The 2949-nt window shown below is 34.1% G+C and carries 4 protein-coding genes; 2 read left to right on the top strand and 2 right to left on the bottom strand.

Annotated elements, in window-relative coordinates:
• Positions 1-655: 655 nt before the first annotated feature.
• Together IW510_RS21160 and IW510_RS21155 are read right to left on the bottom strand one after the other, a co-directional pair.
• Positions 656-892: a hypothetical protein gene (locus IW510_RS21160; RefSeq protein WP_202063184.1), complete on the bottom strand. Its 237-nt coding sequence runs from the start codon at positions 890-892 to the stop codon at positions 656-658.
• A 57-nt stretch (positions 893-949) separates the two neighbouring features.
• Entirely contained in the window at positions 950-1150 is a 201-nt protein-coding gene (locus IW510_RS21155; RefSeq protein WP_202063182.1) for a cold-shock protein, read from the bottom strand.
• A gap of 408 nt (positions 1151-1558) precedes the next feature.
• Between IW510_RS21155 and IW510_RS21150 the strand changes: the two genes are divergently transcribed.
• Positions 1559-1753, top strand: coding sequence for a hypothetical protein (locus IW510_RS21150; RefSeq protein ID WP_202063180.1), 195 nt, complete (start codon positions 1559-1561; stop codon positions 1751-1753).
• A gap of 114 nt (positions 1754-1867) precedes the next feature.
• Positions 1868-2446 (top strand): DUF4950 domain-containing protein, encoded by a 579-nt coding sequence (locus tag IW510_RS21145; RefSeq protein ID WP_202063177.1) that lies wholly within the window; start codon positions 1868-1870, stop codon positions 2444-2446.
• Positions 2447-2949 lie beyond the last annotated feature (503 nt).

Below are 2949 nucleotides of genomic sequence, written 5' to 3'. Positions count from 1 at the left end.
GCCTTTATCTAGTATATCGAAAGGAGTTTTATCGCTAAAGCTACTTCTTCCACGCGCAGTACGCGTGGTTTTTTTGTTTCAATCACTTTAGTGATTGAAACCGACTAAAGTCATTAACTAAAACAAAAAGCCGAGATGATTCTGTATAATCACCTCGGCTTTTTGTATGGTTGGCACATAAAAAGTAGTGTTTCTACCCTTCAAGAAGCACCGCTTTAGGAATGTAAAGGCAATGATTTGCATCTTTTATCAGAAGGAAGATAGTGCTTATAGCAACCTATACTGAATATATTAGTCACCTAAAAAATCCCTTTGTACTCAACTTCAGAAAGATATCCTCAAAAAATCCCTCTTTACATAAATATTAGCAAACTTTATAAAAAAAATAAATATTTATTTATAAAAAATCGAATTTTAATTAAATTCAAATCATTTTCCAATTCAAAAAAAGTAATTTCCCATATCATTCTCAATACAAAATAAAATTACTCTAAAAACGTATTCCATCCTTCGAGTTTCGAATAGATACTCATTAACTCTTTTCCATTCACATCAACAGCTTTTCTTATAACACTATATTGAAGAGTTATTAAATTAACAGTGTTAATAGCTTAAAGAAGCCCATGTTTTACCAAGTATGTAGCTTTGTACAGCCCTATCTTTGATATAGCTCACTATAGTTAATGACTGTTCGATCTTCTGTTTGAGAAGAACCATCAATCACATCAATTTTCACCACAGCAGCATACTCCAACTTCTTAACAATTATCCCCGTCCGTATCTCGCTTTTGTAAATAAACGAAACAGACTGATCAACATCGAATGATTTTTTTATTTCTGAATCTTCTTTACTCTTTTTTCCATAAGCTCTTGTTGGTTTTTCTTCAGACATTATTAGTCCTCCTTATATAGAAAAACAGCCTAAAAGGCTGTTTTTAATGGGCATAAACTAGTTTTTGACAATATTAACTGCTTGAGGACCTCTTTGTCCATCTTCTAAATCGTAAGTAACTTTTTGTCCTTCATCAAGAGATTTGAATCCATCTCCTTGAATAGCTGAAAAATGAGCGAAAACGTCTGTACCATCTTCTCCTGTAATAAAACCAAAGCCTTTGTCTGCATTAAACCATTTCACTGTACCTGTATTCATAAAAAAAATCCTCCAAGTGCTTTTGCACAAAATATTTGCAATATGTTCACGATAACGTAAAAGGAATTATTCTAAAATACTTGTCAGGATAAGGCCGATTAAATTAATCAAGAATGATACTACTAATTGATGGTATCACACTTTGCCCTTAAAGTACAATCTGAGCTGTTTTTCCTTCAGCATTTTTCGCTCTCTCCCCATTTCCAAATGTTATATCTCTTCTTTTTTATTTTTCCAATATAGTCTGATTAAAAACAAAAAAAGAAGGGGTATGATGAACAAACTTTTTCTTTTTTCATATAAAAAAAAGAACTTTTGAGTTCCAGATACTTTCTAACTGCTGAACTATAGACATTTTCTCAAGACTTTGCTACGCTAAACGTGTCATTCAAACTAAGGAGTGAAATCATGAAGACATTTTTCAAATGGGCAGTTCTAATTTTAGCAATTTTTATGACAGTTGTTATGTTTCCACTGATTGTTGACGTTATTCCTGTTTTTTTTAACAATGTTGCCTATAATCTCGGGCAATACCTTGTATATATTGGTGTACCTATCTTACTATTTTTTCTATTTTTGGTTCTTTCAGAGAATAACAAATAGTTGTAGGTAGCACATTAGGGAGTCCCAATTACTACTAATAGTTGCATTACACAGACAGTAGTCTTGGTAGCAGCTAACTGCAACCGTTGATTTTATTATGAAACGAGGAGTTCTATGAAAAAATTTTGGAAATTGTTTATTTTTAGGCTTGAGCGAGATAAAAAGGTTCGCAATGATACTATCTTACTGACATTATCGCTTATCATCCTTCTTGGGTTCTTAGGTATGATTATCTTTTTCAATCCACAAAAAGAACAGGCAGAGAAGTTTAAAGGAAGCACACCGCTGTCTACAGTTGTTGGTACAAGCAGCACAAGTACTTCTCTCTCTTCCACCGAATCGCAACAAAGTACAGACACAAGCGCGACTGAAACAAGTGAATCTGCAAAACCTGCGCAACCTTCTATTGAGGAATTTGTTGGTGGTTGGCGTATTTCTGAAGACGAAGCACCAGTCTTTTTTAATCCTAACGAAACAATTTCAAGTATTGCTTTAGATGGTACAATCGCTAATCTTCCTATGGAAAATCTTTACCTATACTATACAGAAGATGGCAGAAGCGTCCTCTCCTATTCCGAAAATGGTATTGAAAAGGAATGGATCAAAGAGTCAGATGACACCCTCTCAAGTGAAGGTCAAATTTTCGATTCTCTAGGAGACCTGACAATTGAACAATATCTAAATGGATATTAATCGATGTGATAGAAAAGATGGCTTAACCTTATGCCATCTTTTTTCGTAAAAAAAGAGCCAAAAGGCTTATGATTCCTTATAAATCAGCATTTTAGCTCTTAACGGTATTGAGATAGTGAGGCTAGAAAATCTAATTTCACCCATCTAAGTCTCATTGTCAATAAAACCAGGATGTTTTATCATTTCAATAATATCATCAAGTTTCACTCTATTAAATACAAACCGTATTCAATCAATTCTCATAAGCGTGGGGCGCTCATACATAATTTTTTCTCTTATTTCTTAAAAATTCGAGATTCGTTCTCCTTAATCCAACTAGCCATTTTCGGCTGCAACGGTTGATTAACGATGTTGGTCTCTAGAAGCTTATCTTCCACTATAGTAATTATCCACCCGCATAGCGGGTGGCTTTTTAATAGCCCTAGAAGGGCTCATTACTTGCTGCTCCCTTCAAGGGAGCTTTTTAAGAGACCGCCAACCGCTATCTCTCTATTTTTTTCTAG

The organism is Enterococcus sp. BWR-S5, from assembly GCF_016745255.1.
Classification (GTDB): domain Bacteria; phylum Bacillota; class Bacilli; order Lactobacillales; family Enterococcaceae; genus Enterococcus_L.
This window is presented reverse-complemented; position numbering and strand designations above follow the sequence as displayed.

What these genes read in the sequence shown, in the direction of transcription:
- IW510_RS21160 (WP_202063184.1), bottom strand. Translation starts at nt 892, where the DNA reads ATGTCTGAAGAAAAACCAACAAGAGCTTATGGAAAAAAGAGTAAAGAA.
- IW510_RS21150 (WP_202063180.1), top strand. Translation starts at nt 1,559, where the DNA reads ATGAAGACATTTTTCAAATGGGCAGTTCTAATTTTAGCAATTTTTATG.
- IW510_RS21145 (WP_202063177.1), top strand. Translation starts at nt 1,868, where the DNA reads ATGAAAAAATTTTGGAAATTGTTTATTTTTAGGCTTGAGCGAGATAAA.
- IW510_RS21155 (WP_202063182.1), bottom strand. Translation starts at nt 1,150, where the DNA reads ATGAATACAGGTACAGTGAAATGGTTTAATGCAGACAAAGGCTTTGGT.